Below are 26,318 nucleotides of genomic sequence, written 5' to 3'. Positions count from 1 at the left end.
GTCGGGGGCTCGTCATCCCCGCCAACAAGGGCGCTCGCTGGGATTCTGCGTGAGCATCGACCTCTAAGCTGGATCCCGTCCCGAACTAGCACCGACGCCCCGCGCGGCTAAGTCGCACACATCGCCCTGACCTGCACTGATGCATTACCGCCGAGTCACTGCAAAACCGAGCCTCGCCACCGGTGCGATCGTCAGGCTGACCAGCTACTTTACCCTCGGGTCCGTCATCAACCCCGGAGGGTTCGCAACCCGACCAACTCCCCCGCGCCTGCACCCCCGAGCAGGCCGTCCGTCATCAACCCCGGAGGGTTCGCAACCGCTGCCGTCGGTTCTCCGTCAACGTCAGCCCGTCGTCCGTCATCAACCCCGGAGGGTTCGCAACAAGCACATCAGGGGGATGGTGAATACCCTCTGCCTGATGTCCGTCATCAACCCCGGAGGGTTCGCAACAATTCCTGAACCGGCCGGGCCGGCCGCCATCCGCAGCGTCCGTCATCAACCCCGGAGGGTTCGCAACGGGAGACCAGGGAGGTCTCTCGGGTGATGACCCGGGTCCGTCATCAACCCCGGAGGGTTCGCAACGGCCTCGGTCTCCTCGGGTCGGTGGGACGGGGGTTCGCCGGGTCCGTCATCAACCCCGGAGGGTTCGCAACTCGCCGGGGCGATCACGGACGGCATCGGCCACTCCGTCCGTCATCAACCCCGGAGGGTTCGCAACGTCGCGGTGCGGGTGACTTCGGCGGTGGCGCCGTCGGTCCGTCATCAACCCAGGGGGGTTCGCAACCTGATGGCGTCGCGCTGGTCCGCCAGCGTCTTCAGGTCCGTCATCAACCCAGGAGGGTTTCCAATGCGAGCGCCAGTGCTCTGCCTACGTGGATCATCAGCGCTCAATTGAGAAGAAGAGACAGGAATCCCTCACACCCGCTGGCTCAGAGGATTTCCCCCGGCCCACCCAGCTCAAGGCCGAGCGTCGCCGACCGGACCAGCCCAGGCTCACGGGCGGTGTAGGTCACGATGCTGTCGTGGGCCGGGTTGATGATCGTGGTGAGGGCGCCCATCAGCGCGCGGTACTGGGCGGCGGACAGTTCGCCCTGGAAGACGCTGCGTTGGGTCCAGTGCAGGTACTTGCGGCAGGTCTTCAGGACCTTGGGGTTGCGTTCCGCCGCGGTGTCGTAGACGAGGATGACGAAGATCGGGATCACCACCAGGGGCGGAACGGCTTGTAAAGGGTGCCTTCGAGGCAGAGGCGTACGAGCTTGAGGGCCTCCAGGTGGATCAGCTCCTCGTAGCTCACCTTCCGCTTCAGGCTGCGGTGGTAGACCGTCGTCGACAGTTCCTCGCGCATCAGGGCGGCCACCTTCTTGCGTCCGTCGCGGCTCAGGGAGGCTCGTCCCACCTCGGTCTCGAAGTCGGAGGTCTTCAGAGACCGCTGGGCGGCGCACCGTTTCAGAAGGCGTTCGGCGAAGAGCGGCTTGAAGGGCTCGGCCAGGTCGAGGGCCAGGGTGTTGCGCCGGCGGTCGGTGTCGGCGTGGAGGAAGCCGATGGCGGGGTGGAGCGGCGTGGTGCGCAGCGCCGTGAGGACGCGGGCGTAGACGAGGGCGTTGAGGTAGCTGATGAAGGCGTTGCCGGCGTTGGTCGGGGGGCGGCGGGTGCGGCCGTTGAGGCGGAGCCAGGTGGGGAGGATGGTGTCGAGGACGGCCCAGCCGGTGCGGCGGTAGTTGCCCTCCTGGCCCATCAGGGTGTCGCTGTCCTTGCAGTCGGGGAGGGCGCCGCGCAGCGTGTCCAGGGCGGTGTCGAGGAGGTCGGTGTCCAGGGCCCAGCGGAGGTTCTCGGCGGTGGCGAGGACGAGGGACCGGCCGACGGCGGTGCGTTGGTCGGGGTCGGCGGTGAGTTCGACCTGGCGGCGGACGACGGTGGCGGAGGCCATGGACTCGGAGGGGGCGAAGTGGCCGGCGTGGTTGCCGTAGTGGTCGAGGACGTGCACGGTCACGCCGTTGCGGCTGAGGAGGGAGAGGGCGGAGGTGTTGATGTCGACGTGGTCGAAGGTGACGAGGTCGCGGATGTCGGTGATGGGGATCCGGACGGGGCTGCCGTCGGCGCGCTCGACGCGGACGCTGTTGTCCTCGCGCCGGATGCGGCAGGGTTCGGTGAGCCAGTAGGTGCGGCCGGCGGCGGGCATCAGTCTCCCCAGCAGTAGTCGAGGTAGGAGCAGCCGCGGCAGCGGGCACGCGGTAGGCGGGCCGGCGTCGTGTCGGCGGCGATGACCTCGCGGGCGCGGGCCTCGTCCAGTTCGGCCTGGGCCCTGGCGTCCTTGTCCCAGGGGACGTCGATGGTGCGGCGGACCAGCGGGTAGTGGACGATGCCGCCGCGGACGGCGACGCCTCGGCGTTCCAGCAGCAGGCAGTAGTGGCGGACCTGTGCGGCGTGCGCCTCGGAGGGTGCTCGGGAGGATTTGGTCTCGTGGACGACGGCGCCCGTCGTCACCCAGTCGATCTTCGCCTCGCCGAGGTCTACGTCGCGGCGGCGGGTGAAGGTGGTGTCGTCGACGACCTCGCCGAAGGCGACGAGGTCGCTGCGCTGTTCGGGGCGGTAGCCACGGGCGTAGAGCCAGAGTTGTCGAGGGCAGTGGTGCAGGTACTTGATGTGCACGCCGCCGATCTCGGACGCGCCGGTCTCGGGTGGCTCGCTCACAGGATGGTCTCCGCTTCCGAGGTGGGGCGCAGCCCGATGGTGGGGTCGTAGTCCCCCTCGATGACGTGGACGCGCAGCCCTCGGTCGTACTGGGCGCGGTACGTCTTGAGGTCGCGGTAGCGGAGCGGGATGAGCAGGCCGGCGGCGAGCAGCTGGGCGCCGTCCTTGCCGGTGGTGCGCCTGCGGTACTCGTCGATGTCCTCGTGGTGCAGGACCTCGACGCCGTCGAGTTTCTCGCTGAGTCGGTCGGCGAACTGGGAGCGGTCGTGGAAGGGCTCGGTGAAGGTGAGGAAGGTGGTGGCGAACTCGTCCCGGGCGCGGCGGGCGCGCCTGAGCCAGTCGGACCCCCACTCGGTCTCGTAGGCGAGGTCGAGGAGGCGGTCGATGTCCTGCTCGCTGAGGTCGGTGGCCCCGTCCTCGACGAGGCGGGTCAGGGCGGCCCAGGCGGCGGCGACGGCCGCGGGCTCGTAGGGGCGGTCGCCGTCGGTGCGGTGGACGCGGAACTCGACGGCGCCTTCGGGGTGTCGACCGCGCCGGTTGACGCGGCCGGCCCGCTGGGCGACGGCTTCGATCGGGGCGCACTCGACGGCGCCGCGGTCGAAGTCGAGTTGGAGCGAGACCTCGACGGCCTGGGTGGCGACGACGAGCCCGCCGCGCGGACCGGTCTCCTTCACGTCGCGCTCGGGGTGGCGGCGCAGCAGGTTGCGTTCGACGGCGTCGCGGTCGCGGTTCTTGAAGCGTGAGTGCAGCAGCAGGGCGGCGTTCGGGTCGCCGGGCCGGGCGTCGCGGGCGTCCTCGGCGAGCGCTTCGAACAGCCGCTGAGCGCGGGCGACGGTGTTGACGACGGCCAGGACGCTGTGCCCCTCCCCCAGCCAGCCGCGCAGGCGGTCCAGGCCGTCGGCTCCTTCGAGCGGAGTCTCGTCCAGCGCGAGCCGGTGCCGGACGGGGCTGGTGCCGGGTGGGGCGCGGTGCAGGGTGACGGAGCGGGCGAGGCTGTCGTCGATGAGGCTGATCATGGGCGGGGCGAGCGTGGCGGACAGGACGGCGACGCGGCTGCCCAGCCGCTCCCACAGTCCCATCGCGGCGCACAGTCGTCCGAAGATCTCGGGCTCGTAGGCGTGTAGTTCGTCGAGGACGAAGAGGGAGTTGGCCTGTTCGAGCAGGACGGAGGAGTAGGCCGGGCCGGCGACGGCGCCGCGCAGTAGCTGGTGGGGGGTGGAGACCCGGACGCGTTGGCTGAACAGCCGCATGGCGTTGGCCCTGTCGCGGGCCTGATCGGCCTGCGCGGCGGTGGCTTCGCCAGTGGTGTGGTTCGTGCCGCAGTCGTCGGCGACGGCCTGGTTGAGCAGCGTGTGGGCGACGGTGCCGTGGAGCAGGCCGATGTCCGCGAGCCGCTCGCCGGGCGCGGGGACGAGGTCCCGTCGCAGGCGGAGGCGTGCCGCGTTGAGGGAGGCGCGGTAGGGCAGCGTCCAGACGACGCGGGGCTGCCCGGGCATGGTGGGCGTCTGGCGCGCGGCCCAGGCCAGCCCGCTCTCGGTCTTGCCGCTGCCGGTCGGGGAGACGAGCACGAGGTGGCCGTCGGTGGCGGCGGCCCGCCGCTGGTGTGGATAGGGCGGGTACGGAAGTCGGGCGAAGTAGTCGGCGTCCAGCGGCATATGGGTCTGGAGTGGCACGTGGGCCGAGCCGGCGTGGTCGGCAAGGGTCAACGCGCCCTGGGCCAGGACGGCCAGGAGCCCGACGTCGGGCTTGACCGGCAGGGCCCAGGCGGCGAGCAGTTCCTCGAGGCCGTCTCGGGCCCGGTCGGCCAGGGGCGGATCAGCGGCGGACGGCGGCGTCGGGTCGGTGGCGAACATGCCGGCGAGCCAGGCCGTCAGCTCCTGGTGGAGGCCACGCCGCACCTGGACCAGGGGCTGGCCGCCGGGCAGCGGGGTCTCGGTGAACGCCTCCTTCCAGTTGGTGTGGGTGTTGTACTGCTCGGCCAGGCTGAGCATGCGCTGCGAGGCGAGGGCGGACGTCGGGTGCAGGGGCCGGTGGTGGGAGGCGACGAGGGTGCCGACCAGCAGCCGCTCCGCCTCGCCCCACCCCGCGGCCCCGGCCAGCAGGGCGACGTAGGCCAGCGACAGCACCTCGTGCCGCTGGCCCCAAGGTTGTCCGCCCGGCCTGAGCTGCTCCTGGAAACCGGCCGCGATCTTGCCGGTGTCGTGCAGGACGGCGGCCCGGCGCACGCGCCGCCAGAAGCCGGGCTCGGTGGCCAAGATCCCGGCGTCGGCGACGCGCGCCTCGATGGCGTCGACGGTGTCGCGGACGATGCGCGAGTGCGTGGTCAGCCGCTCGGGGTCCTCGCGCGGGCGGGACTTGGCGCGCACATCGGCCAGGCTGCGGGGCTGTGGTGGCTGAGTCACGGGTCGAGGAGCCATACGGCCTGGTCCTGTTCCTCGGCTGACGGCGCTTCGCGGTAGGCGCCGCGCAGCCGGGAGCGGCCGGCTGTCAGGTCGCACCACAGGTAGTCGCCCCACGAGGTGACGAGACGGTCGACGGAGACGCTGGCCGCCATGCGGTACAGGCGGGCCGAGCCGACGTCATGGCCACCGGCGGGTGCCAGGGCCCGGCCGACGACGGCCTCGGCGGCGGGCTCCAACGTGACCTCCCGCAGCGCCGTGAGGTGGACGACGTCCTGGGACCGGCCCAGGCGCAGCGGCCAGCACGGCCGCCTGAGCGCTTGGGCGACGCGCCCGCCCTCCGGCCCCGGCAGCCACAGGGTCAGCTGGACGTCGGCGAGGAACGGCCGCTCGCGAAGGGTCATGCCGCCCTTGCCGGCCCGCACCCGGCCCGCGACGGCCGGGTTGGAGCCGTCGGCGTTGATGGGGTGGTACGTCTCCGCGTCGACCCCGCCGCCCGCGGCCCAGGCCGCCATGCCGAACGGCAGCCGCTCGGCGTCGGCGCCGGTGGCGGCGGCCAGCAGCCCGCGGACGGTCGAGGGAGAGGGCAGCGGAAGTCCTCGGCTGAGCCCGGGGAAGAGGGGGTCGCGGAACGACGCCACCGGGGCGTGGAATTCGGCGCGCCAGGCCCGCAACGGCTCGCGCTGGGCGGGGATCACGGTGGTGGCCAGGGTGGCGGTCGTCATCGGCGGGGGTCGTCGAACCAGTCGTCCAGCTTGCCGTCGCGGATCTCGGAGGCCAGACCGCGGAGGACGGTGCGCGGGTGCTCGATGACCATGGTGCCGGCCTCCAGCTCACGCGCGCACTGCTTCTCGAAGGCATGCCGCACCTCGTCGCGAAAGCCCGGCCGCCAGCCGATCCGCACCGGCGCCTCCCACTCCCCCGCCCACGCCTCCAACTCCTTGCGGAGCACGTCGCCGCGCACCCGCAGCCCCACGCCGGGCTCGCCGTCGACGCAGTGCGCCAGCGGATTGATGCCGCCCTTGAACGGCACCAGGATGACGAGGTCGGGAACGCGGTCGCCGTAGTGCAGGGCCTGCTTCGCCCCGCCGCTCAGCTGGGCCAGCGCCTCCAGCAGCAGCGCGGCGCGCTTTCGCCGCTCCTCGATCGGGAGACGGACGGCCGGCCGGTCGCGGAAGGTGGCGGTCGTCGCGCCAAGGGCGGCGGCCTCGGCGACCTGCAGCGCCTGTTCCTTGGTCAGGTAGTTGGGGCGACCCACCCCGGCGTCGTCGGGCAGCGTGAAGGTGCCGATGTGCGGCAGGTCAAGGAGGAAGGGGGCGGCGAGGTCGGCGGTGTAGAACTCGTGGCCGTGCAGGACGGGCTCGATCACGCCCCGGGCCATGACCCCGTAGTCCTCGGTGGGGAAGGCGGGTTCGACCGCCATCAGGGTGCCCATCATGAAGGGGCTGTCCCGGAGGGTGGTCGCCGCGTTGTCCTTGCTTGACCCGGCCTTCATGTAGCCGAACAGGTCGTCGTCGGCGTACCGCACCGGATCGGCCGCGGTGTTCGCCTTCTGCGCCTTGTTCTGCGACTTCCCGATCCGGGTGACGGGAGACGGGACCGCGCCCAGCTCGACCATGCTCTCCCGGGTCCAACGGCGCACCGCCTGGGCCGAGATGTACGGGTACGAGGCGCCGCGCACCCGGGCGCGCTTCACCCGGGCCGTCGTCGCCTCCCCCTTCCCGTTGTTGGGGGCGCCGGCCCGCACCGAGAGCACCATCTTGCCCGCGAGATACGCCATCACACCGCTCCCATCAGGTAGTCGTCGTCCTCTTGGCTGCTGAGCATCGGTTGGCTCAACAGCTGCTCCACCCGCGCTTCCTCGTTCGGGTCCGCCGGCGCCTGGCTGACCGCGACGCCCCGCTCCTGGAGGATGCGGACCACGGCCATGCTCAGCAGCATCCGCTGCGCCCAGCCGCCGGGGCGGTTGAGGATGAACGGCCGCCAGTCGTCCTCGGTACAGGGCACCTCGCGGCCGGTGGCGTACAGCCGGCGCTTGGCCAGGTCCAGTACCTGGCCCAGTTGGTGCGGGCGCAGGTGCGCGCTCTCGAACTCGGCCCAGCGGCCACGGGGGCCGCCACCGCCGTGCTCGATCCAGTCGGCGACCATGGTCGCCACCGGCGTCAGATCCGGTTCCATGCCCAAGATCTCCTTGGCGTAGGTGAAGGCGAGTCGGGTCGCGTCGACCCGGTGGCGCAAGGGCAGACGGCGGTCCGGATCTCCCAGCACCCGGTTCAGCTGGACCAGCAGCGACCGGCCGTCGCCGTCCTCGGACTCGAACAGCAGGCGCGCCGCCTCGGCCGGGCCGCTCCTGACGACGGCGCCGTCGGCGTCCCGCTGGGTGAGCGCCACCTCAAGCAGCCGCCAGCCGCGGCGCAGCGGGGCGTTGCCCTGCACGATGGCGAGGAACCGGGGCACCGCGCGGCGGGCGTGCGTGACGCGGAGCCACGGCTCCTGATTGTCGTTCTTGAAGCTCCACAGGGTCGTGGCCGCCAGCTCCACGTCCGCGTAGCGGAGGGCGTTCAGGGCGACCAGCTCGGGGCGTGAGCCCACCCGCAGCTTGCCGAACCCGAGCTGCATGACACGGCGGGCCCGCAACACGTTCCGCTCGGCGAAACGACGCTCGGCGGCCTCGGTCTCACACGACAGCACGGTCGCCGAGCCGGCCGTCACCCAGGCCCCGTAGGGCAGCGCCCACGCCGCGATCCGACAGCCCCGACACGCCGGCCACCCGGCGACGGCCGCGGGCAGCGTGTTCAATGCCTTGTTGGTGTCGAACATCGGCAGGTTCGACTTCGTCCAGAGCGTTGTGGCGGGCGTCCCGCAGAAGGTGCAGGGGTACGCCTTCACGGCCGTCCCGCGGGGCTCGTCGCGGGCGAAGAGGGCGGCGATCTCCGGCTCGAGGTCGCGGCGCAGCCTGGACCTCTTGCTGTGGGTGGCCTTGGAGTTCGGGTAGAGGGCGAACAGCACCTTCCACCAGTCGTAGGCGTCGCTGTCGCTGGGTGCCGTCGCGGCGGCGCAGACATCGTCCACCAGGCGTTGGGCGACATCGTCAAGGTGCTGGTCGGTGACATCGCCCGGACTCGGCTGCTCAGCCAGCACCGCGACGGCCCACGCGCCGGCCCGCTGGAGCGGGTGCCCGGTGGCGACGAGAACGGCATCGGTGGCGGTGACGCTGCTCATCGGATCCATCCGAAGCCCTGGATGGTGTCCAAACCGAGGCCCCACGAGCGCAGCGCCCCGACGAACCGACCGTCCGCCTCCATGGCGACGCGCACCTGCGCCCCGTGCCGGGGCGCCCCCCGCACGGTGAATCGTCGTCGCGGCCCCGCCTCGAGAAGCTGGACGGAACGCGGGGCGGGAAGGCCGAGCACATCCGCCTTGTGGGCCAGGTTGCGCTCCAGGCACTCCATGAAGTGCGGCTCCCCCGGCAGGAGGAACCGGTTCTCTCGCTTGAGGATGACGGGAGTGGCAGTCGCGAGCTCAACGAGTTTGCCCTGCGGGGTAGCTCCGAAGTCGAGCTGGAAGCCGCGGACCTTTAACCGGGTACTCCCCCACACGATCTCCGTCCGCGAGGCCAACGACTTCACGAGCACCGAGGCGATCTCCGGGACGGGCGAGCCGAACCAGATCGCCCCGTCGCGGGATGTGGTGTAGACGCCGTCCACCGGCCGAGCACCACGAAACTGCGGACTCGTCAGCCCGAGCGGTTTGAGCGGATGCCCCTTCCACCCGTTGTCGTGCAACGAGCGCGCCATGTCCGCGTCCTCACTCCCGAGCAACGCGTACACCACCCCACGCGCCGGACCGTGCACGTCCTCCCAACGCAGGCTCGCGGCATCCGTCTCCACGTCCACCCTGATCCGCATCAACACCCCCTGGCGGCGCCCTAAGTGACCAACGAGATACCGAGAGAAGCGGCCGCAGCCACTGCGCACTCTAACCGAACATGGAGCGAACCATAGCCATTACCCGCAAAACACAGTGAAGCCACCTAAGTTGTGATATGCGCTGGCCGCGCTTGTGCTCGTGGTGTTGGACGCCTGTCTGTGCCGAGCCCAGCCGTCATAAGCTAGCGAGGCCCACTGACAATGGCCTCCGAGGAGCGCTCCAACCCATCATCTTCAACGCTCTGACCAGCACTGATGCACTACCCCCGAACCGCTGCAGAACCGCTCGTCAAGAGGCGTCTTAGCGTGCCGACGACCTGCGGCTTTACCCTCGGGTCCGTCATCAACCCAGGTGGGTTCGCAACGGGGTTCGTCGGCCTGCTGCTGGTGCAGGACCATGCGGGTCCGTCATCAACCCAGGTGGGTTCGCAACAGGAGTTCGGCCAGGAGCTCCAGGCGCTCGCGGCGCGGGTCCGTCATCAACCCAGGTGGGTTCGCAACCTCATGTGCTGTCCCTCCCTGGTGGCGCCCCCGGACGTCCGTCATCAACCCAGGTGGGTTCGCAACAAGTTCCGCAGGTTCCGCAGCAGCGCCATGTAGCCCAGTCCGTCATCAACCCAGGTGGGTTCGCAACATTGGCAGGGGGATCTTCGGGTTGCCTACGTCAAGAACAGGTCCGTCATCAACCCAGGTGGGTTCGCAACAGCGGCTCACCTCGGCCGCCGGCTCGGCCATGGACGGTCCGTCATCAACCCAGGTGGGTTCGCAACCCGCGACCGTCGCGGACGGGGCGGCCCCCAACAGGTGTCCGTCATCAACCCAGGTGGGTTCGCAACGGCCGTGCAAGCGGGTTGATACCGACGCAGTGTTCGGGGTCCGTCATCAACCCAGGTGGGTTCGCAACCTATTCTCGCGCCACCAATCGGAGTTCTTCAGTGCGCGTCCGTCATCAACCCAGGTGGGTTCGCAACACCGGCTGGCGCGCGAACTGACGGTACAAGAGGCGGGTCCGTCATCAACCCAGGTGGGTTCGCAACGTGTGCCACGAGAACGGCACGGTCGCCACCTCCTACGGTCCGTCATCAACCCAGGTGGGTTCGCAACACGACCGCACCCGCGTACAGGTCGCCGCGACGTCCGTCCGTCATCAACCGAGGTGGGTTCGCAACGCCAGCGTGCGGGCCTGCTTCCAGCGGCGGTCAAGGCGTCTGTCATCAACCCAGGTGGGTTCACAACACTCGCCAGCCGAGGGCCGGGTCCGGCAGGCTGGGGTCCGTCATCAACTCGGGTGGGTTCGCAACGTGACGGCGTCGGCGGCGAGGACCTGCGGCGGCGACTCGAATCCGTCATCAACTCTGGCGGGCTCAAGGTGCAAGCCACGACGGCCCAAGAAACAGGCACCGAGAGATGTCCCGAGCGCGTTCCGCAGCGGAGAGCAGACGATCCGGCCCGCCCACCACGAGGCGGGGCGGGGCGCCACCGTAACCCGATCAGCGGACGCGCCGCCGAACCAACCGCGTAACGTCCATCACACTCACCAACCGCAGCCCCCAGGTCTATTTCGCCTGGTCAGCGCCCGACCTCACCACCTGCAGCGGCAGCAGCTTCTTCCCGGCGGGTCCGATTTGTATGGATGTATTCATCTGCGGGCTCAAGCGCGCGTCGAGCTGCAAGCCCCTGGCCACCGGTAGGGCGACCGGGTGTTCGGCCGATGCCGGCCGGGTCGCGAAGCGTGGGTCAGGATCAACCTACGCAGCCCCGAACCAGTGTCAGGATTCCGGGGCCGCGCATGCTCATCGCGCGGTGACGGCATCAGCCCCGCCGCAACCTACTTCCCGTTCTCCGCGGTCTCGCGCAGCTCGCGGAAGAGCTTCGCCGCGCGGTGGTAGACCTCCTTGGGTTCCCACGGCGGCATCTGCTGCCACCTGGCGTCGCCACGCGGCGGGAACTTCACCATGCCGTACGAACCGAGGTCGGCGTCGCGCGGCCCCTGGTCGTGTACGTAGGCCGGCGCGTTGTACTGGAAGATGAACGCGGCCTCGACGCCCTGGTCGTGGAAGAACCGGAGCTGGCGCTCGGCATAGTCCGCCTGCTCGGTTTCCGACCGCGCCGGTACGTCGTCGTTCTGCCACTTGATGGACCCGTCCGGGAACTGCTCCTGGAGCAGGCGCCAGCCGCGTGCGCCACGATCGGCGGCGCCGGCGTACGTACAGCAGCCGAACTCCGGGATCGCGATGGGCCTGCCGAAGGTGCGGAAGTACTCGAATCCGGCCGCGTACTCCTCGTCGCTCTGGGTCTCGCGGTAGTAGTTCGGACCGGCGTAGTCGAACAGCGTCCAGTCGACCTCTTCGAAGATGGCGGCCGAGTAGGTCACCGGCCCGGAGAAGTGCTCCCGCACCGTGTCCCGGAACGACTTCAGGTACTGGTTGAGGATCCCCGCCTTCTGTGGGAGTGGCTCAGGTAGACCGGCCGGGGTGTTCGGCCACTCGATCGCCCCGAAGTGCTGCTTCACCCACGCACTGCGCTCGAAGATGTTGTTCCCCGGGTACACCCCGTCGGAGAAGATGCTGTACTCGCACGACACGATGAAGACGACGTCGCCGCCGTCCCGCGCCAGACGTTCCGCGATCTTCGACGCCTTGACCAGGTACTCCGTCGTGGCGTCGAAGTCGACGTTCATCTTCCACGGCGAGAACCAGATCGCCAGGCCCGCGTCGAGTGCGGCCCGACTGGCGATCTCCAGTCGTTCCAGATCCTCGCCCTCGATCCGCACCGCGTTCGCCCGCAGGTCGGCCGCGATAACGTTCATATCGTAGCGCGCGAGCTCCGGGTCGAACGGCTCGACCGACGAGTCGCCTTCACCGAGCACCCGGTATCCGATGTCGTAGACGACGCCGAAGTACTTCATGTCGTGGATGTTCCTCTCTGTGTTCGCCCCGTGACGACGGATGTTCTGCTGAAGTGCGTTCTCATGCCCGCGGCACGTCGACGCGGCACGAGACGAGGCTGCCGAGCGTCGTGGCCGTGAGGTCGGCGCTCCCCATCGCGGGCCCGACGCACAGGAACAAGGTGTCGCCCTGGTCGCCGCCGAGCGCGACGGCGAACACGGCCTGCCCCTCCGGTGCCGGAACACGGTCGAGGATCTTTCCGCCCCGCGCGACCCGCACCGCGCCCTGGCCGCCGGCGTCGGCGATCCAGAGCGCTCCTTCCCGGTCGAGGCAGATGCCGTCCGGCAGGATCGAGCCGCTGCCGAGCGCCTCCTCGAGGTCGTGTTCGGTCCGCATCTCGTGGAACACGGCCCAGTTGCGGCGATTGCCGAGCGAGCCGTCGTCGGCGATGTCGAAGGCGAGGATCCGGCAGTCGAAGGTCTCGGCGACCAGCAGTGTCGCGCCACCGTCGGTGACCACGGATCCGTTGGGGAACATGATCGGGTCGCCCACCTGGGTGGCGTGACCGTCGGCGTTCACGTGCACCAGGCGCGTCGGGGCCATGACCTCGTCGGGCGACTCGGAATCGAACCCGAAGTTGCCCACGTAGACCCCGCCGTGGCCGTCCTCGACCATGTCGTTGACCGGGCCGGGGCACAGCCCCCGCAGGTCGGCGAAGGTCTCCAACTCGCCATCGCGGAAACGGACGATCCGCCGATCCAGCATCGACGAGACGAGCAGGTCGCCGTTCGCGTCCCGGGCGAGCCCGGACGGCCGTTCGGGCACCGCACCCACCGGTTCCACACCGATGCCGTCGCGGTAGCGGAACACCTCCCGCCCGTACATGTCGGAGAAGTACAGGCAGCCGTCGTACCAGCGCGGTCCTTCCGGAAAGGCAAGGCCGGTCTTGATCACCGTGAGCTCAGGCATGTCCATCACGCCAGATTCGCGAGCATGCCCGCGTCCACGCCGTAGCACGATCCCGTGACCGCGCTCGCTTCGTCGCTGAGCAGGAAGGCCGCGACCCGGGCGACCTCCTCGGCCTCGATCACCCGGCCCATCGGATGCCCCTGCCCGAAGGAGTCGACGACGGCTTCGATGTCGCCGGAGGTGCCCTGCATCTGGGCCAGTTCACGCGCCATGGGCGTGCGTACCGTGCCGGGGGCGAAGCAGTTGACCCGGATGCCCTCGGTGGCCAGCTCGACAGCGAGCGAGTTGACCATCGCGACGATCGCCCCCTTCGAGGCGGAGTACAGCGCGGCGGTCGGGTTGCTGGCGAAGGCCATCGCCGAGCCGGCGAGCACGATCGAGCCGCCGCCGGCCGCACGCAGGTGCGGCACGACCGCACGGACGAACTGGAAGGGCCCCAACACGTTGGTCTCGACGACGTCGCGCCAGTGGGAGTCGGGGACCTCCGCGATCGGCGCGAGGCGCAACACACCCGCGATGGCCGCGAGTCCGTTGATCCGCCCGAACTCGTCGACGACGGCCGCGACCGCGGACCGCACCGCCGCGTCGTCACGCGCGTCCCCCTTGATGGCCAGCGCACGCCCCCCGCCGGCGAGGATCTGGGCGGCCTTCTCGGTCGCCGCATCGCCATCGATGTCGAACACGGCGACGGCGCCGCCGCCCGCCGCGACCTCGTCGGCCAGTGCGGCACCGATGCCCTTGCCGCCGCCGGTGATCAGATACGCCTTGCCGTCGAACCGGCTCATGTCACGTCCTCGTTTCTCTGTATCTCTCTTGCGATCGTGGAACGGGACGCGGGTCCACCTCGGCACGCCGCGGAGTGCCGGCACGCTCGGGGTGTTGGCTCCGGCCCTTGTCCCTGCCGCCGGCCGGTCGCCGGCGGCAGGTCGATGCCGTCAACGGCTGGTGATCAGTCCTCTGCCACGGTCCACGGCAGCACCGAGTAGCCCCAGAGCGTGGGCGGCATGTAGTCGACCGAGTCGCTGTGCGCCCAGAGGAACGTGCTCGCCATCACCGGTGCGAACCACGCCTCCTCGGTGAAGTACCGGTTCAGGTCGGCGAACGCGTCGCGCTCACCGGACGCGTTCGCCGCGTCGAGCAGTTCTGTCTGCTCCGGGGTCGAGGTGCCGAACGGGTTGAACACGGGCCCGAGCGCCGACTCCACGTCGAGCGCGTCCGAGCCCGAGTACGTGGAGGGGAAGAAGAACATCGCGAACTCCTTCGACGAGAGGTTGGCCACGATGTCCTGCAGCGACACGGTCTCCCAGTTCACGGTGATGCCGATCTCGGCGAGTGACTGGGTGAGGAACGGCTCGAATTCGGTCGAGGCGATCGTGCTGGGCATGGTCACCGAGAATCCGTCGGCGTATCCCGCCTCGGCTATCAGCTCACGGGCGGCTTCGACGTCATACGGGTAGTTCCCCTCCAGCTCGGGCAGGTACGCTCCGCCGTCGGCGCTGAAGAGTTGGTCGACACCGTGGCGCTGGCCGGGAGCGAGCCTCTCGACGGCGGTGCGGTCCAGTGCCATGTTGATGGCCTGGCGCACGCGGACGTCGGCCAGCGCCGGCACCAGTTCGCCCTCTCGGTCGGCGATCCAGATGTTGCCCCAGGTGGTGGGGTTGTCGGTGCCCGTGACGAACTGCCCCTCGAGGGTTTCCGACTGGTCGAGGCTGAGCCCGGTCGCGTGGTCGAGTTGACCGGCCTGCAGGCCGTTGACCGCCGCGGTGATGTCGGGGATCACGGAGATCTCGATGCGGTCGAACGGGTAGTCGTCGGCCCGCCAGTGGTCCTCGACCTTGTCGAGCACGTACTTCTCACCGATCTGGGTCTCGCCGCGGTTCAGGACGTACGGACCGGAGCCGACCGGCTGGGTCGCCTCGGTCTCGGACCCGATCGTCGACGGTTCCGCGACGAAACCGCCGACGCCGGCCAGGCTTGGCACGAGCGAGGCGTTGGGCTCCGACAGCGTCACCACGACCGTGTACTCGTCGGTCGCCTCGATCGTCTCGACGCCCACGAGGCCGGCGGTGCTCGCCGCGTTCATGGTCGCCGTGAGGTTGTCGACGACGGCCTGGGCGTCGACAACCTCGCCGCTGGAGAACTCGGCGTCGTCCCGGATGGCCAGCGTGAGGATCGTGCGGTCCTCGTTGTACTCGAACTCCCGCGCCAGGTTCGGGACGATCTCCCCGTCCAGGTCGAAGGCGAGGACGGTGTCGAAGATCGAGGTCTGGATCATGATCTCACCGCCGCCATACGCGCCGATGGCGAAGCTCGCCGGCGCCTGGCGGGCGGAGAGGCTGAGCACGTGGTGGTTCTCGTTCTCTGGGGATGCGTAGCCCGAGCATCCGCTCAGAGCCAGTGTGGCGATGGCAGCGATGGCGGCCAGGCCGATCCCGCGATACCGAAGTGAATCGCGCATGTGTGACCCCTTTGTCTTGCGCTGTCGTGCCGTCGCGACACCAGTGATTACAGATGATGATAGCGATGTTCGTTCATTTGAAATAGAGGAAACCGCTGCGTTTCCGAGTGCCGTCCGGTCGGGGGCTCAGGTCGTCGCCGGAGTCCTGGTCCGGCGGAGAAGCGCCTGCCGGGCGGCTCGGCGCTCGGCCTGCGCTTCCGGGTCCGCGGTGGGAGCCGCGAGCAACAAGCGTTTGGTGTAGTCGTTCTGAGGATGGGTCGTGACCGTGGCCGCCGGGCCCGTCTCCACGATCTCGCCCTGGTACATCACCGCCACCCGATGACTGATATGGCGCACGACGGCCAGGTCGTGTGTGATGAAGAGATAGGCGACCCCGGTGTTGCGCTGCAGCTCGATCAGCAGATCCAGCACGCGCGACTGCGTCGTCAGGTCGAGTGCTGAGACCGGCTCGTCGCACACGATGAGTCGCGGCTCGAGCGCGAGGGCTCGGGCGATCGCGATGCGCTGACGCTGGCCCCCGGAGAACTCCCGCGCGAACCGGTCGGCGCTGTCCTTCGGCAGCCCCACGCGATCCAGTAGCGAGGACACCCGCCGCTCCGCGTCAGCGCGCGCGATCCCCTGGGCGATCAGGGGCTCGGTGAGGATGCCGCGCACCTGCAACGCCGGGGTGAGCGAGGTGTAGGGGTCCTGGAAGACCACCTGGATCTCGCGCGCGTCCCCTCGGCGCCGACCGGCCGGCAGGTGGGTGATGTCCTGGCCGTCGAAGGTGATCGTGCCCCCCGTCGCCCGTGCGAGCCCCAGTACGGCGCGGCCGACGGTCGTCTTGCCGGACCCGGACTCCCCTACCAGCCCGAGGGTTTCACCGGCTTCGATGTGCAGGGACACGCCCTTGAGCACCTCGGGCATCCGGCGACGGAACCCGACACCGGGATAGCGCAGCCGCAGGCCGTCGATATGCAGGAGGTGGTTCATCGCACGCCTTCCTTGGCCCTGGACGCCGGAGCGTCGGTGCGGACGGTCTCCTCGTCGAGGATCGAGTCGATCAACGACCTCGTGTACTCGTGCGCGGGGTGGTGGAAGATCTGCCGCACTTCGCCGGTCTCGACGTCGCGGCCGTCCCGCATCACCACCACCCGGTCGCACAGGTCGGCGACGACGCCGAAGTTGTGCGTAACGAGGAGCACGCCCATCCTCAACTCGTGCTGCAGTTCGCGGAGCAGGTCGAGAATCTCCGCCTGGACCGTCACGTCGAGCGCGGTGGTCGGCTCGTCGGCGATGAGCACCTTCGGTTGCGTGGCGACGGCGCCGGCGATCAGGACGCGTTGGGCCATGCCGCCCGAGATCTGGTGCGGATACGAGTGGAACGTGCGCGGCGGGTCGGGGATGCCCACGCGCGCCAGCAGTTCGAGTACGCGCTGCTTCGCCTGCGCGCGCGGCATCGTGCGCCGCAGCGGCTCTACAAGCTGGCTGCCCACGGTGAACGAGGGATCGAGGTTCGACATCGGTTCCTGCGGGATGTACGCCAGGTCGGGGCCGCGCAGTTCGCGGAGTTCCGTCGGAGTCAGCCCGAGCAGGGGCCGGCCACCGAGCGACAACTCCTTGGCGCTGACGACCGCCTCGTGGGGAAGCAGACCGAGCATCGCGAACGCCGTCTGGGTCTTGCCGGAGCCCGACTCGCCGACGAGGCCGACGATCTCGCCGCTGTCAACGGTCAGCGAGACCTCGTGCACGACCTCGTTGAGCGACCCGTCGGAACGCGGATACGCGATGCGAAGGTCTCGCACCGTCAGCAGCGCCTTCTCGGTCGGCTTCTCCGTGGTGGGAGCGGCCTCGTCGGCGCGCTTGACGACATCCGCGAGCGCACGACGGCTTCGTCGCCGCGCGGCGGTGGTCGTGCCGGCGAGGGCATCCCGGTAGGCGTTCGCGAACAGGATCAGAGCACCGGTGAGTGCGACCAGCCCGAGTGTCGGCCACACCAGTTGGATCGGCTCTCCGTACAGATTCGTGAACGCCAGGGAGATCATCGAACCGAAGCTCGGCGTGTTCGCGCCGACGCCGAGGAACGCGAGGCCCGCCTGCACGTTGATGCAGATGGTGGCGATGAACGCGGCCTGGATCACGATCGGACCACGCACCACGAAGAAGACGTGGCGTGTCAGGATCCGCCAGGTCGACAGCCCCGCCACCTTCGCGGCGTCGATGTACAACTCACGCCGGATGCCGATCACCATGTTCCGCACCAGGCGGTAGACCCCGGGAGAGAGCATGATGCCGAGCAGCATCATCGTCAGCTGATACGACCCACGAGTGACGGGTAGTAGCACGATGAGCATGAGCAGAGACGGCAGCGCCAGCACGAGGTCGAAGACCCACGACGCGATCGAGTCGATCGTGCGCCCGACGTAACCGGCGACGAGGCCGAAGACGACGCCGATGATCACCGCGACCCCGGTGCCGATGAGTGCCGCCGTCAGGGAGACGCTGATCGAGGCGAGCAGACGAGACCACATGTCGCGCCCCTGGGCGTCGCCGCCGAGCAGCCATCCCTCCGTGCCGATCGGCGCGTTGACGTGGTCGACCGAGCTGTACATCGAGTCGTGGCCGGTGATGAGTGGTGCCAGCAGACACAGCAGCGTCATCACGGCCAGCGTGACGACCGACCCGACCGCCATGGGGTTGCGCAGCAGCGCACGTGTGACGCGCCACTTGCGTCTTGTCGGCGCGACGGCTGTCTGATCGGGTCCGAGGGCTCCGAGTTGCTGGGACATCAGACTCTCACCTTCGGGTTCAGCCACCCCTGCGCGACGTCCACGACCAGGTTCACGGCGACGACGAGCACGACGCTCACGAGCGTGACCCCCAGCAGCACCGGGAAGTCGCCCTGCACGGTGGCGTTCATCGCGTAGGCGCCGTATCCGGGCAGTGCGAAGATCCGCTCGATGAACAGCGAGGCTCCGAAGATGCCGATGAACTGGAGCGAGAACACCGTGAGCGCCGGCCCGGCGGCGTTGCGCAGGGCGTGCTTGCAGAGGATCGCGCGCTCGGAGACCCCTCGGCTGCGGAGCGTGCGGATGTAGTCGCGACCGAGCTCGTCGACGAGCGAGCCTCGGATCTGCGCGGCGAGACCGGCGATACCGCCGATGGCCAGGGTGATGGAGGGCAGGATGATCGACGCCAGCCAGTGGCCGGGGGATTGGGTGATCGGTACGAACCCGATGGCGGGGACCCACCGCAGCACGATGGCGAACAGGTAGACCATGCCGATCGCGATGATGACGACCGGGAAGACGTACGAGACGGTGCCGATCGACTGGAGTACGCGGTCGACGACGCCTCCCCGGGCGGCCGCCGTGATGCCCAGTGCGAGGCTCGCGATCAGGGTGATCAGGACCGCGACGATCACCATCGAGAACGTGACCGGTAGCCGGTTGGCCAGAGCCTCGGTGATGGGCTCGGAGGTGAAGTACGACGCGCCCAGGTCGCCGCGCGCCGCGCTCGTGATCCAGTCGAGGTACTGCTCGACCAGCGGTCGGTCGAGACCGAGGTCCTCGTTGAGGATCGCGACCTGTTCGTCGGACGCGGAGGGGCCGAGGATGTTGCGGGCGATCTGGACGCTCGTGCCGTAGGTCAGGAAGAACACGATGGAGGTGACGACGGTGATCACGACGATCCCGCTCACGAGTCTGCGCAGGAGGAACGGGATCATGCGCTGACCTCGCCGCGCACTGGGGTCACGTTGAGGGGGCTCGGAATGTGCATCGCTAACTCCACGTCATCGTGTCGCTGACGGATGCGTCAGCAGTTGAGCTGTTTGAGTCGATATTCCATAAAGTGAAAGTAGGTGGTGTTCGAGAGCGGCATCGGCCGCTCAGGGGGACTGCGGCAGCGCGATCCCCAGGCGTTGCGCTCGCTCCGGGGCGAACTGCATCAGTTCGAGCACGATGCCGTCGGGGTCGCGGAGGTAGCAGGCGTAGCCGCCGACGTTCGCGCCCTCGGTCACGAGTACCGGCAGGTTGACGAAGTCGACTCCCTCCGCGAGCAGTTGGCGACACTTGGTGTGAATATCGGCCACGACGAAGCCGAGGTGGGCGGTGCCGGCCTGGTTCACTCCGAGCTCGACAGCGTGCTCGCCCGGCCCCTCGACGTACTGGATCAGCTCCAGAACGTGGGTGGAGAAGCGCGGCGGCGATCCGGGCAGGGCGAACTGCGCGACCTCGAGAACGGCATCCGACACGCCGACGAGGGTGCGGGTGTACTCGTTGTCGCTGCGCTGGCGATGGATCAGTTCGAGGCCGAGTACTCGCCCGTACCAGTCGACCGAGCGCTCGATGTCGGTGACCGTGAAGCCGACGTGGAGTACGTCGGCGAACATCCCGGTGTCGGCGTTCATCGGCGCAGCCACCCGCCGTCGATCTCGAGCGTGGCGCCGGTGACGAAGCTCGCCGCGTCGGAGAGCAGGAACATGGAGGCCCGGGAGATCTCGACAGGATCGGCAGTGCGACGTAGGGGAACGTTCGTGTTGATCAGGTCGTCGACCTCCTGGCCGCGCACGCCGCCGCGCACCATGGGCGTCTCGACGAGCCCCGGGGCCACCGCGTTGACCCGGATGCCGTGTGGACCGAACGTCTTCGCGAAACCCTTGGTCATCGACGTGACGCCGGCCTTCGTGGACGCGTAGACCCACGAACCCGACATGACCCCGAGGTGGCCGGAGATGGACGACACAAGCACGACGGAGCCGATGCGTTCCCGGGCGACGAGTTGCTGGCAGAATCCGCGCGTCAGGAACCAGGACGCGCGCTGGTTGACCGCGACCTGGGTGTCCCAGTCGTCGAGGGTGACGTCCTCGATGTCGTCGCGACGGATGACGATGCCGGCGGCGTGGAACAGATGGTCGGGCTCATACTGCGCGAGGTCCGCGACCGCTGACTCGACCGCGGCGTGATCGGCCAGATCGGCGACGACCTCACCGATGGGTGCCGCGGCACCGGCCTGCTCGATCATCCCGCGGGTCTCCTTGAGGCCCTCCGCGTTCCGATCGACGGCGACGACCCGGGCTCCGGCCAGCGCGCACTCCTTGGCGGTGGCGCGACCGATGCCCGAGGCGGCGCCGGTCACGACGATCACCCTGTCGGTGAGACTGGTGACCGAGCTCCACGACGGTTGCTGCCGTCTCATGGGGTTCTCCTACTCTTCGCTGAGTGGTGTGTGCGGGGGGGCTCCGTGGGCATCACGCAGGCGTCTACGGATGACCGCCGGCCGCCCACGTGTCGACCCGCGAGGTGATGTCGCGCAGGAACGACCGGACCTGGTCGGCGGAGAGCCGCGCCGTTCGAGCGGTCACGTCGATCGTGATGAGGCGACGGATCCGCATGACGTCGTCGTGACCGTCGAGCGCCCTGGCGACGACGCGCGGGGTGAGTGGGCCGATGTGGATGTCGAGGTCGCGGTCGGCGTGCTCCTGGCGGATCTCGATGCCGTCGCGGCACCCCGAATGTGCCAGGCCGATCACGATCGCGGCGTCGGCCGGTGCGACCACGACCGGCGTGGTCTGGTCGGCGCAGCAGGCGAGGCCGGAGGATTCGATACGGGCCTCGCCCAGGGCGTGCGCCGTGGCCTCGATGCTCCGCGCGATCGCCGAGACGGCGCTCGCGGAATCGGCCGCCGCGGTGACATCCACCTCGACGCGGGCGGTGATCCGATCGGCCGTGTCGGCGCGGCGGCCGGGCGCGGTCACCGCCGGCGAGCCGAATGTCCGATCGTTCCGCGCGCGGACCGGCGCTCCGGGGAGCTCCCGCAGCTCGACGCGGCCGCGCCGCGTGCCGTTGCCGCGCGCCTCCGTACTCAGTGACGGCATGGGGTCGAGCGCGATCCGGCCGCGCGGGTTCGTATCCGTCACGTCCTGGCGCGCGAGGCGGGGATCACTCGGATGTTCGGTGACCCGGACCCACTCGAACCGCATGTACGGCCGTAGCGGCAGGCTGTCGAGGATTCGCCGAAGTGCCGCCTCGTCGCGAGCGCGCCAGATCCCCGCGTTCGCCCACCGTCCCTCGATCCGCCAGAGCGCGACGATGCTGCCGTCCGCCGTCAGTTCGCGGGCACGCCGGCCCTCCGCGGCGCGGAGGTAGTCGACCGCGTCGGGGCCGAGAGCGCCGGTGTCGATTTCGATGGTGACGAGGAACTCGACGAGATCGGTCACTTGCCCACCGCTCCCCGAGCGGCCGCCGCGATGGAGTCCGCGTTGGGCAGGAGCAGTTCCTGCAGGGCGGGGGCGGACGGCATCCGCACGTCCGGCGTGCCCACCCGCACCACCGGGTGCCGCAGCTGATCGAAGTGGCTCTCGGTGATCACCGCCGAGACCTCGGCGCCGAACCCGCCGTGGAGGAAGGCCTCGTGCGCGACCACGACCCGGCCGCCGGACTGGGCCACGGCTCGGGCGATCGCCGCCTTGTCGAGTGGGCGTACCCAGCGGAGGTCGAGGACCGTCGCGCTCAGCCCCTCCGCCTGCAGTTGGTCGGCGGCCTGGAGCGCCGGCGCGACCATCGAGCCCCAGGTGATGATGGCGACGTCGTCGCCGTCGCGGTGGAACTTCGCGCCCGCGGCGATCTCCGACGGGCCCTCGAACCGCACGAGCCCGACGTCCTGGTACATCGAGCGGTGTTCGATGAGCACGACCGGGTCCGGATCCTCGATCGCCGCGAGCGTCATCGCGTACGCGTCCTGTGGTGTCGCCGGGAGGCCGACCTTGATGCCGGGCACGTGAGCGAGGATCGCCTCGACGCTCTGGGAGTGCTGGGCACACGAACCGGACGTGACCCCCTGCTGCATCCGGATCACCAACGGCGCCGAAGCCTTGCCCCGGTTGATGTACCGCACGTTGGACGCCTGGTTCACGATCTGGTCGAGCGCGACGAAGACGAAGTCCGCCCACATGATCTCGACGACCGGGCGCATCCCCTCCATCGCGGCACCCACCGCCGAGCCGAGGATCGCGGCCTCGGCGATCGGCGTGTCGAAGACGCGCTCGGAGCCGAACTCCTTCTGCAACTTGCGGGTCACGCCGAAGATGCCGCCGGCGACCCCGACGTCCTCGCCGTACAACAGCACCTCGGGGCGGCGGGTCATCGCGTCCTTGAGCGCCTCGTTGACGGCACGGAAGTACGGGACCTCCTTGGGCTCGACCGACGCGGTCACGGCAGGCGAAGGAAGGTCAGGCGCGTAGAGGTGTTCGAAGACGGCCTCGCCGGACGGCGCCGGCGCCTGTCGGGTGCGTTCGGCGAGCGCGGCGATCCGCTCGGCCACCTCGGCGTCGACCCGCGCGATGTCAGCCTCCGACGACCCTTCGAGTTCGCGGAACCGTGTCAGCGGGTCGACCGCCTGGGCCGCCTCGATGTCCTGGGCGGGACGGTAGTGCTGAATGTCCTTGTTGTAGTGACCGGACAGCCGCGCCGTCTTGAACTCGATGAACACCGGGCCGCGGCCCTCGCGGCACGTCTGCGCGGCTTCACGCACGACCTCGTACACCGCGACCGGGTCGTTGCCGTCGACGACGTGGCTCTCGATGCCGATTCCCTGGGCCCGGGTCGCGAGGTGTTCGCCGCGGGTCGTGGTGGTGATCGGAGTCATCTCCGACCACCCGTTGTTCTCACAGACGAAGATCACCGGGAGGTTCTTCGCCGCCGCGAACACCATCGCCTCGGTGGTAGCACCCTGGTTCATGGCGCCGTCGCCGAGTGACGTCAGCACGACCTTGCCGTCGCCGCGGAACTGGGAGGCCATCGCCACACCGTCGGCTATGGGCAGGCCGGCGCCGATGATGGAATTCTCGCCGAGGAATCCGACCTCGGGGGCACTCAGCAGCGGCGAACCCGAGCGACCGCCGTTGGTGCCCTCCGCCCGCTGGGCGATCTCGGCCATGACGGCGAAGGGATCGGCACCCGCCGCGAGCGCCCAGCCGTGTCCGCGGTAGGTCGACAGCACCCGGTCACCCGGCTGCAGGGCCGCCATGGCGCCGACCGGGATCGCCTCCTGCCCCAGACACAGGTGGATGGATCCGGCGACGTGTCCTTCCCGCCCGAGTTCGAGGACCTGCTCCTCGAACCTCCGGATGAAGGCCATACGCCGATACATCTCGAGCCGTTCGATCACCATCGCTCCACTTCCTCGCTCGCCCACGACGACGTTGGGCCGGCGCACACGGCGCACACAGCGCTCGCGGCCTTCAACACTATGAAGGAACAGTTCATACTATTCAAGTCTTTGGAGTCTGGATGTGCGGCGCCGCTGGCCGGAAGCCGCAGCCGACGGCGCACTGGTCGCCAAAGCCGAAGGCGACACGCTCGGCCAGGCCGTCGCCGGAGGCCCCCGGCCGCATTCGCGGCCGGGGGAGCGTCGACGACAGAATGTGTGGAGGGCTCTACGACACGGCGGGGTCGTACCGCAGCACGATCAGCGACCGGGTGCCGACCTCAGCCCGAGACGACGCGGACATCGCGCACGCTCCGCACCGAGGAGCCGTCGCCGTCGGTGAGTTCCGCGACGATCTGGTGCTCGCCGTCGGGGATCACGGTCGTCAGGCCGAAGTACCGGCGCTCCTGACCGAGCGCCGGAATGCGGATGGCGCGCCGGTGCTCGCTGACCACCACGCCGGTGACGGCAGTAACCACACGCACGACCAGCTCGCCGTTCCAGTCGTCGGGCAGGTCGTTGATGGCGGTGACCGGTATCTCGTGGAGGACGCCGCCGGCCAGTTCGCGATCCCAGACGTCGACCATCAGGGCGACGGGTGCGAACGCGTCGCGCACGTACTCCCAGAAGTGCGGCTCGTAGTCCAGCGAGTCGAGGTCGGTGAACGCGTCCGCGGTCGAGACCCGATCGTGGGAACTCGACAGCGCGCAATACAGCAGCAGACCCGCCAGCGTGCGGTTGCAGCGGAAGAACTCGGTCTCCGCGGCTGTGAGGCGCGCGCGGGTGTACCGCCGTTCGTCGGCGGTGGCGACCGGCCAGCCCTGCATCGACTCATAGATCGGCTCGGTGAGCCGCGTGGGCTTGCCGTCGCGGGTGAGCCACAGCCAGCCGTACTCCTCAAGGAACACGGTGTTGCCGCCGGTGTTGACCGGCACTCCGTCGAAGTCCTTGTTCGGCGTGCGTAGGTGCGGGAGCAACTCCTCAGGGGCCCCACCGAGGGGATAGCCGATCGCGGTCTTGCGCATCGCGGACAGCATCCCGAGTCCGGTGGGCTCCCCGCGCATCGCGGCGTTCCACTGGAGGTACCAGTGCACCATGTACGGGTCGGCGTCGGTAGGGGGACCGTTCCAGCCGTCGCTCCACGGCCGGTGCTGCGGGTCGAGCTTACGGATCCGCTCGACGAGCACCCCGGTCTCGGGGGACCGGCCCTCGCAGTTGCTACTCCACATCACCACCGACGGGTGGTTGCAGTGGCCGTCGACCCACTCGGAGAACTCGGTTTCGAGCGCATCGGCCGTCAGCGCCGCCGGCCATTCCACCCGCGCCGGTTCGGTCGTGCGCGGCTGCCCGGCGGTGATGCTGCGCAGACCGTAGTTGCGCACGCTCGGGTCGAGAGCGAGCGCGGCTTCGACGGCGGGGGCGTCATCGGCGAGGTAGATGTAGAAGAGTGGGAACTCGTCGATGACGAGCAGGCCCTCCTCGTCGGCGATGTCGTACCAGAAGGCGGGTGGGAACCCGATGGCGTAGCGGATGGTGTTCCAGTGCATCGCCTTGAACTGACGGTGCAGCTTGCGAACCCACGCGGGATCCCACGGCCGGTCGCCTCGGTCGGGATCCTCGAAGAATCGGAAGATCGCCGACGCCGAACCGCGCATGGGGTACCGCTGCCCGTTGAGCAGCGCATGCCCGGACGCCTTGTCGAAGGCGAACGAGCGCATGCCGAACCTGACGTTTCGCGAGTCGGCGGGAGTGTTGAGTCGCAGCTCGTAGAGGAATGGATCCTCGGGGCTCCACAGTCGCGGTGACTCCAGCGCCACCTCGAACTCGACCTCGCGCGTCTCGTGCGGGGCGAGCGTGAGCTCACCGCTGCTCCCACTGCCGCGCTCGACACCGGAGGCCACCTCGTGGACCACCGCGTCCAGCGCGAACACGGTCGACTCGGCCCCGGCGCGGAGCCGGGCGAGCACACGCACCGACCCGGCATCCAGGTCGGGCGCGGTCTTCACCACGTCGATGTACGGATAGTCGGCGAGAACGAGCTCGACCGAGTCGTAGAGCCCGGGAACGGCGAGGTAGCTCTCAATGTCGCGCCCATCGGGCACCGAAGTCGGCTCGTCGTCGCGCCACGGCCCGAGCCGCACGAGCAGCTCGTTGCGGCCGCGCTTGAGCGCACCACCGAGGTCGAACTCACCCACGGTGTGGTTGGGACGGTGCTCGCCGATCTCCACACCGTTGAGGATCACCTTCGTGCCATAGCGCGCCTTGCCGATCCGCAGGAGATTCAGCGGCGCGGGATCGCGATCGAGGTCGAACTCACGGCGCACCCAGAACGCTTCACGCAGGGTGCTCCGCAGTCCGATCTCCGCGAAGGGAGGCGACGCCATGTCGAGCAGACCTGGTACCGGCACGGTGTGGGCGAAGTTCGCGGGAACCTCCGCGAGGTTTCCTTCGGCCGCCTTCCAGACACCGTCGAGACTGATGATGCTGCGCATGCCCCACGCGCTCCTTCCTGCCGCGCGAGCAGGCGCGGCCAAGCGACGCTCTGGTCACGCGATTCCCTGGTTGACGCCACACGGTCGGCTTCGAGAGGCCGCGTCGAACTCATCGGTTCGACGCGGTGGCCGGTGGTCGACGACGCGAGGACTGCGACGGAGGTCACGCGGGCACGTCGGCTCGGCACCGCTCACCACCGCGCATGGCGCACGATCACCACCAGCGCCGACAGCCTACCTCGGAAGAAAAGATAGCGATAGTGCATTTCATATTGTCGATGCTGGCCGTCGACCGAAAGGGCACA

The 26,318-nt window shown here is 69.3% G+C and carries 20 protein-coding genes and 2 CRISPR repeat arrays; all 20 genes read right to left on the bottom strand.

The annotated features are described in order from the left end of the window. Positions 1–219: 219 nt before the first annotated feature. Positions 220–849: a CRISPR direct-repeat array (repeat unit 30 nt; unit sequence GTCCGTCATCAACCCCGGAGGGTTCGCAAC). An 80-nt stretch (positions 850–929) separates the two neighbouring features. Continuing rightward, entirely contained in the window at positions 930–1,202 is a 273-nt protein-coding gene (gene cas2 / locus E1283_RS00200; RefSeq protein WP_243744504.1) for a CRISPR-associated endonuclease Cas2, read from the bottom strand. After that, entirely contained in the window at positions 1,199–2,179 is a 981-nt protein-coding gene (cas1b, locus tag E1283_RS00195; RefSeq protein ID WP_132815234.1) for a type I-B CRISPR-associated endonuclease Cas1b, read from the bottom strand. The genes cas2 and cas1b overlap by 4 nt, the downstream gene beginning before the upstream one ends. Further along, positions 2,179–2,691, bottom strand: coding sequence for a CRISPR-associated protein Cas4 (locus E1283_RS00190; protein ID WP_132815231.1), 513 nt, complete (start codon positions 2,689–2,691; stop codon positions 2,179–2,181). The genes cas1b and E1283_RS00190 overlap by 1 nt, the downstream gene beginning before the upstream one ends. Further along, positions 2,688–5,093 (bottom strand): CRISPR-associated helicase Cas3', encoded by a 2,406-nt coding sequence (cas3, locus tag E1283_RS00185; protein ID WP_243744503.1) that lies wholly within the window; start codon positions 5,091–5,093, stop codon positions 2,688–2,690. Before cas3 ends, E1283_RS00190 begins: the two co-directional genes overlap by 4 nt. Beyond that, on the bottom strand, positions 5,090–5,815 hold the full coding sequence (gene cas5 / locus E1283_RS00180) for a CRISPR-associated protein Cas5 (protein ID WP_132815225.1): 726 nt from the start codon (positions 5,813–5,815) through the stop codon (positions 5,090–5,092). The genes cas3 and cas5 overlap by 4 nt, the downstream gene beginning before the upstream one ends. Further along, positions 5,812–6,870 (bottom strand): type I-B CRISPR-associated protein Cas7/Cst2/DevR, encoded by a 1,059-nt coding sequence (gene cas7i / locus E1283_RS00175; protein WP_132815222.1) that lies wholly within the window; start codon positions 6,868–6,870, stop codon positions 5,812–5,814. Before cas7i ends, cas5 begins: the two co-directional genes overlap by 4 nt. Next, complete coding sequence (locus E1283_RS00170) at positions 6,870–8,312, bottom strand: hypothetical protein (RefSeq protein WP_207930238.1); 1,443 nt, start codon at positions 8,310–8,312, stop codon at positions 6,870–6,872. Before E1283_RS00170 ends, cas7i begins: the two co-directional genes overlap by 1 nt. After that, positions 8,309–8,998: a CRISPR-associated endoribonuclease Cas6 gene (locus tag E1283_RS00165; protein WP_132815216.1), complete on the bottom strand. Its 690-nt coding sequence runs from the start codon at positions 8,996–8,998 to the stop codon at positions 8,309–8,311. Before E1283_RS00165 ends, E1283_RS00170 begins: the two co-directional genes overlap by 4 nt. A 356-nt stretch (positions 8,999–9,354) precedes the next feature. After that, positions 9,355–10,320: direct repeats of the CRISPR family, unit length 30 nt; unit sequence GTCCGTCATCAACCCAGGTGGGTTCGCAAC. 527 nt (positions 10,321–10,847) lie between these two features. Further along, the gene (locus E1283_RS00160) at positions 10,848–11,927 is read right to left on the bottom strand and encodes a hypothetical protein (RefSeq protein ID WP_132815213.1); all 1,080 of its coding nucleotides are present in this window, start codon (positions 11,925–11,927) and stop codon (positions 10,848–10,850) included. A 61-nt stretch (positions 11,928–11,988) separates the two neighbouring features. Then, positions 11,989–12,876 (bottom strand): SMP-30/gluconolactonase/LRE family protein, encoded by an 888-nt coding sequence (locus E1283_RS00155; protein ID WP_132815210.1) that lies wholly within the window; start codon positions 12,874–12,876, stop codon positions 11,989–11,991. Between the two features lie 5 nt (positions 12,877–12,881). Then, positions 12,882–13,661, bottom strand: a complete 780-nt coding sequence (locus E1283_RS00150) for an SDR family NAD(P)-dependent oxidoreductase (protein WP_132815207.1) — start codon at positions 13,659–13,661, stop codon at positions 12,882–12,884. 164 nt (positions 13,662–13,825) lie between these two features. Further along, complete coding sequence (locus tag E1283_RS00145) at positions 13,826–15,334, bottom strand: ABC transporter substrate-binding protein (RefSeq protein WP_132815204.1); 1,509 nt, start codon at positions 15,332–15,334, stop codon at positions 13,826–13,828. Positions 15,335–15,460: 126 nt separating this feature from the next. Then, entirely contained in the window at positions 15,461–16,306 is an 846-nt protein-coding gene (locus E1283_RS00140; protein WP_132815201.1) for an ATP-binding cassette domain-containing protein, read from the bottom strand. Beyond that, positions 16,303–18,102 (bottom strand): dipeptide/oligopeptide/nickel ABC transporter permease/ATP-binding protein, encoded by a 1,800-nt coding sequence (locus tag E1283_RS00135; RefSeq protein WP_132815198.1) that lies wholly within the window; start codon positions 18,100–18,102, stop codon positions 16,303–16,305. The genes E1283_RS00140 and E1283_RS00135 overlap by 4 nt, the downstream gene beginning before the upstream one ends. After that, positions 18,102–19,040, bottom strand: a complete 939-nt coding sequence (locus E1283_RS00130) for an ABC transporter permease (protein ID WP_132815195.1) — start codon at positions 19,038–19,040, stop codon at positions 18,102–18,104. The genes E1283_RS00135 and E1283_RS00130 overlap by 1 nt, the downstream gene beginning before the upstream one ends. A gap of 162 nt (positions 19,041–19,202) precedes the next feature. Beyond that, a complete protein-coding gene (locus E1283_RS00125) occupies positions 19,203–19,724 on the bottom strand; it encodes a VOC family protein (protein ID WP_132815192.1) in 522 nt (173 codons plus the stop codon). After that, positions 19,721–20,452, bottom strand: coding sequence for an SDR family NAD(P)-dependent oxidoreductase (locus E1283_RS00120; RefSeq protein WP_165955956.1), 732 nt, complete (start codon positions 20,450–20,452; stop codon positions 19,721–19,723). The genes E1283_RS00125 and E1283_RS00120 overlap by 4 nt, the downstream gene beginning before the upstream one ends. 124 nt (positions 20,453–20,576) lie before the next feature. Continuing rightward, positions 20,577–21,533, bottom strand: coding sequence for a muconolactone Delta-isomerase (locus E1283_RS00115; RefSeq protein ID WP_243744502.1), 957 nt, complete (start codon positions 21,531–21,533; stop codon positions 20,577–20,579). After that, a complete protein-coding gene (locus E1283_RS38435; RefSeq protein ID WP_132815186.1) occupies positions 21,530–23,485 on the bottom strand; it encodes an alpha-ketoacid dehydrogenase subunit alpha/beta in 1,956 nt (651 codons plus the stop codon). The genes E1283_RS00115 and E1283_RS38435 overlap by 4 nt, the downstream gene beginning before the upstream one ends. 317 nt (positions 23,486–23,802) lie before the next feature. Then, positions 23,803–26,013: a glycoside hydrolase family 2 TIM barrel-domain containing protein gene (locus E1283_RS00105; protein WP_132815183.1), complete on the bottom strand. Its 2,211-nt coding sequence runs from the start codon at positions 26,011–26,013 to the stop codon at positions 23,803–23,805. Positions 26,014–26,318 lie beyond the last annotated feature (305 nt).

Origin of the sequence: Streptomyces hainanensis (genome assembly GCF_004348415.1) — a bacterium.
Classification (GTDB): domain Bacteria; phylum Actinomycetota; class Actinomycetes; order Streptomycetales; family Streptomycetaceae; genus Streptomyces; species Streptomyces hainanensis.
The sequence above is the reverse complement of the archived record's forward strand: the minus strand, read 5'-3'. Positions and strand labels throughout refer to the sequence as shown.